At 63.4% G+C, this 4,618-nt stretch carries 2 protein-coding genes; both read left to right on the top strand.

All coding sequences use genetic code 11. The features are described from left to right. The first annotated feature begins 394 nt into the window (after window positions 1-394). Window positions 395-3,250 carry an EAL domain-containing protein gene (locus ACGLHR_RS50695; RefSeq protein ID WP_400103559.1) on the top strand — a complete coding sequence of 952 codons (2,856 nt, stop codon included), beginning with the start codon at window positions 395-397 and terminating at the stop codon, window positions 3,248-3,250. A gap of 169 nt (window positions 3,251-3,419) precedes the next feature. After that, window positions 3,420-4,436 (top strand): hypothetical protein, encoded by a 1,017-nt coding sequence (locus tag ACGLHR_RS50700; protein ID WP_400103560.1) that lies wholly within the window; start codon window positions 3,420-3,422, stop codon window positions 4,434-4,436. Window positions 4,437-4,618: the final 182 nt, after the last annotated feature.

The following is a 4,618-nucleotide window of genomic DNA, read 5'->3' on the forward strand; positions in this document are numbered from 1 at the left end:
GACATTGCAACTTTGAGCAATTCCAGATCGTTCCGGCGCTTTGAGAGGACGCCTTCGGCGTCCGCGCTATCCATCCCTGCCCTGAAGGGCGAGGTTTCCCGCGCAAACTGATGATATCCGGTCGGGGGCGGGGCAATGTGAGTTTGCGTCAACGTGGCGCCCCGTCCGGTGCGCCTCCGGTGCGCAGGATCCCAGGCACCCCATCTCCAAGACGGTAGATACACCGATTCGACCCGTTCATGCCCTCAATTAACCAGTCTGAGTTAAAGACAGGCAGGGGCCTGCAAGTCAAAATACCAGGGCACCCACCCTCGAGTATCGGATGAGGTGAGCAGTCGATCCGGATGCGACTTGTCGCCTGCGTTGCGTGGCGCTACGTCACAAATAGGAAACCATGTGGCAGACCTCCCAACCCTCGCCCGCCAGCGAGCATCGGCTCCGTGTGATCTGGCCCTTCGTGGTGATTGTGGTAGTGCTCGCGTTGGTGGGGATGGCAAGTGTCGACATGCTGGCCGCGGCGCGCGCCTTCGTCGGCGGTGAAAGCCTTTGGAGCAACGCCCAGAAGGAAGCGGTGCTACAGTTGCTGCGCTACGGGCAAAGTGGCGATGAGACAGCGTTCGGTGCCTATCTGCGCGCCATCGCGGTGCCACTGGGTGATCGCCAGGCCCGGCTTGAGCTCGAGCGCGCCGATCCCGACTTTGAGAAGGTCCGCGCCGGATTGATCGCTGGCGGCAATCATGTCGATGACATCCCTGGCATGATTCGTATGTTTCGGCATTTCCGTCATGTGGCGGAGATTGACCAGGCCGTCTCGGTCTGGGCGCAGGCCGATGCCGAAGTGATGGCGCTGGAGGAACAGGCCCGGCGCCTGCACGCCCTGATTCCTGGTGGCGCATGCGACGCAAATTGCGTCGGCCCGCTGCTGCAGCAAATTGGCATGATCGATGCGCGCCTGACGCCGCTGGAGACCGCCTTCTCCTACGCGCTCGGCAAGGCGTCGCGCCGCGTGCGCGAGCTCTTGCTGCCCGGCATTGCTGCGGTGGCGGCGTTGCTTTTGTTGCCAGGCATCCTGATCGCGAATCGCACCCTGCGTCAGGAGCGGCAACTCAGGCAGGCACTGGCGCACAGCGAGGAGCGCTTGCAACTGGCGGTCAGCGGCAGCAACGACGGGCTGTGGGACTGGGACGTGCGTAGCGGCGGACTGTATTTCTCGCCGCGCTGTGCCGCCATGCTGGGCTACACGGCGGGGGAACTGCCGCAGTTGCGCGAAACCCTACTGGCCTTGGTTCACCCGGCCGACTTTGCTGCCCTCCCGCTGCAGTTGCGCCGGCATTTGCGGGGCGATCTGCCCTACGACGCTGAATTCCGCCTACGCACCAAGGCCAATAGCCATCTATGGGTACGCGCGCGCGGACGCCTGGTGCGCACCGCCGCTGGCCGCGTGCAGCGCATGGCGGGCTCGCTGACCGATATCACCGACCACAAGCGCTCGGAAGCCCAGATTTTCGCGGAGAAGGAGCGTGCCCAGGTGACGCTGCAGGCGATCGGGGACGCAGTCATCACTACCGATGTCTGCGGCCAGATCGACTCTCTCAATCCTGCGGCAGAGCGATTGACCGGATGGCGCAGCGAGGAGGCTATCGGCATGCCGCTGCACCGGGTCTGCATGCTGAAAGACGAGGTCACGCATGCACCGGTATCGGATCTGGTGGAGGCGGCGCTGGAACGACGCTGGAAGGAGCGCCCGGCGCTGCTGCTGGTGCTGCGGGCGGGATCGCTGATCGCGGTCAAGCCCTCGGTGGCACTGATCAGTAGCCGTGCGGGCAATGCCATCGGCGTGGTGCTGGTGCTGCACGACATGAGCCGTGAACGCGAACACGCTGCGCGCCTCACTTATGAGGCCAGCCATGATGCTTTGACCGGCTTGGTCAACCGACTCGAATTCGAGCGCCGGCTCGCCGCAGCGATGGCGCGGGCGCCCGGCGAGGCGGACAGCCATACCCTGATGTATCTGGACCTGGACCAATTCAAGGTAGTTAACGATACGTGCGGCCATGCCGCCGGGGATGAGTTGATCAGTCAGGTCGCCTCGGTGATGCGTGGCCAGTTGCGCAAGGGCGATACGCTGGCAAGGCTAGGCGGCGACGAGTTCGGCGTGTTGCTGGAACACTGCCCCACCCACGCCGGCCAGCGCGTAGCCGAAGCGCTGCGGCGGAGCATCGCGCAATGGCGCTTCGTGCACCGGCAGCGTACGTTTTCACTTGGGGTCAGCATCGGCCTGATCAGCCTGGATAGTGGGGTGACGCAGGTGGAGGAAGCACTGAGCGCTGCGGACGCCGCCTGCTATATGGCCAAGGAAGGTGGCCGGAACCGCGTTCAGGTGTACCGGCCGCAGGATGACGCGGTGCGCACGCGTCACGACGAAATGGAGTGGGTGAGCCGGATACATGCGGCCCTTGCGGCAGGGCGCTTTTGCCTCTATGCGCAGGAGATCGTGCCGCTACAGCCCAGCGGCGCCGGCGGCCGGCATCTCGAGTTGCTGCTGCGCATGGTGGATGAAGCCGGGCTGCTGGTGCCACCGATGGCGTTCATCCCGGCGTGCGAGCGCTACAACCTGATGCCGATGCTGGACCGCTGGGTGATCGACGCCGGCTTTGCCGCGCTCGCGCGACACCAGATCGCTCTGCCTGGGGATGTGGCGTTGTGCGGGCTGAACCTGTCGGCCGCCTCGCTTGGCGACGACCTGCTGCCCGGTTACGTGCGCCAGCGGGCCGCGCACCATGGCATCTCGCTCGAAGGGATCTGTTTCGAGATTACCGAGACCGCGGCCATTGGCAACCTGGCGCAGGCCGCCGTGTTTATCCGCCAGTTGCAGGAAATGGGTTGCCGCTTCGCGCTGGACGATTTCGGTACCGGGATGTCCTCGCTTACCTATCTGAAGCACCTGCCCGCAGAGTACTTGAAGATTGATGGCAGTTTTGTGCGGGAGATGCTCAACGATCCGGTCAACCTGGTGATGGTGGAGGCGATCCAGCGGATCAGCCACGCAATGGGCAAGCAGACCATCGCCGAGTACGTAGAAAACGAGGCGCTGCTGGCGCGGCTGCGCGAGCTTGGGGTGGACTATGCGCAGGGCTATGGGGTTGGCCCGCCGATGCCCTTCGCCATCGTCACGAACACCGGGGCGACGCCTGAACCGGTCAAACTACCGGCCAGCGCAGGCTGCGGCAATGTGGCCGATATGGCTTAGCTAGCGGTTCGCCGAAGCGGGGGGGGGCGGACCCGACTGTGTCCGGCGTCTGCGCAGTACGATGACGCGTCGCGTCTATCACGTTGCGTGGGCGCCGCAGGGGCTTGAAGCACTTCGGGGAACAAAGCATGATGGCCACTTGGCATGTGCAACCTGGGAGAGGACGCCCATGAAACTTCGCCTTGTGTCTGGCCTGGGCCAATGGGACGGCCGCCGTCACCTGATGCATGCCGCGCTCTGCGTGGCGTTGCTGATGGGCATCGCCCATGCGGCCCACGCCCAGGAGTTTTACGTACTTGGCGGGCTGCAGCAGACGCCGTCGCTGGGAGAGAAAACCTATGGCTACACCTACGAGTACGCCCATAATCTGACCGACAACGTCTACGCCTCCTTCTCTTACCTGAACGAAGGGCACGTCACCAACCATCATCGCGACGGACATAGCGTGCAGTTGTGGGGACGGTTGCTGTCGACGGACCGGCGTTTTGCCTTCTCGCTTGGGGCCGGTCCCTATCGCTATTTCGATACCACGGTGAGAACGGCCGAAGGCGGCGTGAATGACCAGCACGGCTGGGGAATCCTGATCAGCGCGGCAGGCACGTGGTACATCAACGGCGGTCCGTGGATCGTGCAGGCGCGATACAACCGGGCGCAGGCATTTGGCAGCATCGACACCAACACCTTCCTGATCGGCGTGGGCTATCAGCTCGATCGAGGGAGCAGGGATGGTCCGGTGGTGCCACCGCCTTCGTATGCCGGCAATACGACCAACAACGAGCTGACCGTCTTCGGTGGCACCACCATTATCAACAACTTCGACTCACCCAGCGGTACGGCTTTCGCGGTGGAGTACCGGCGTGGCATCCTGCCCTATGTCGACCTCACTGCCACCTATCTGAACGAGGGCGATGCCCGGGTTGTGCGCCGGCAGGGTGTTGCAGCGCAGGCTTGGCTGGTGCGGCCGTTCTTCAATGACCATCTGACGCTCGGGATCGGACTGGGGCCCTATGTGGCGCGGGACCGGGACGAGGGCGGCGGCATCACGCACACGCTCGGCTTGTTCACCATGTCGGCGAGCTATCGCATCAGCCCGTCCTGGACCACGCGCTTTTCCTGGCATCGCACCGTCACGACCAATAGCCGCGATTCCGATGTGATGGTGCTGGGTCTGGGGTATCGGTTCTAGCGGCCGGAGAGGGTCTGAGCCCTTTGGCCAATATCCGGGCCGATTAAGTTCTACTTAATTCTGTCGTTCGCAAAACCCAAGATGCTGCATCCTTGAAACTAAATGCTGTTCCATAAAATCTGCTCAAAGTTGAGCATTGGATTTATCCGCACTTCGTTGACGCGGCTTGCGCCGCCCAACTG

The organism is Cupriavidus sp. CuC1, assembly GCF_044627735.1.
Lineage (GTDB): Bacteria > Pseudomonadota > Gammaproteobacteria > Burkholderiales > Burkholderiaceae > Cupriavidus > Cupriavidus ulmosensis.

Bases quoted from the DNA above. Each gene is read 5' to 3' on its own strand.
- ACGLHR_RS50695 (WP_400103559.1), top strand. From the start codon at position 395: ATGTGGCAGACCTCCCAACCCTCGCCCGCCAGCGAGCATCGGCTCCGT.
- ACGLHR_RS50700 (WP_400103560.1), top strand. From the start codon at position 3,420: ATGAAACTTCGCCTTGTGTCTGGCCTGGGCCAATGGGACGGCCGCCGT.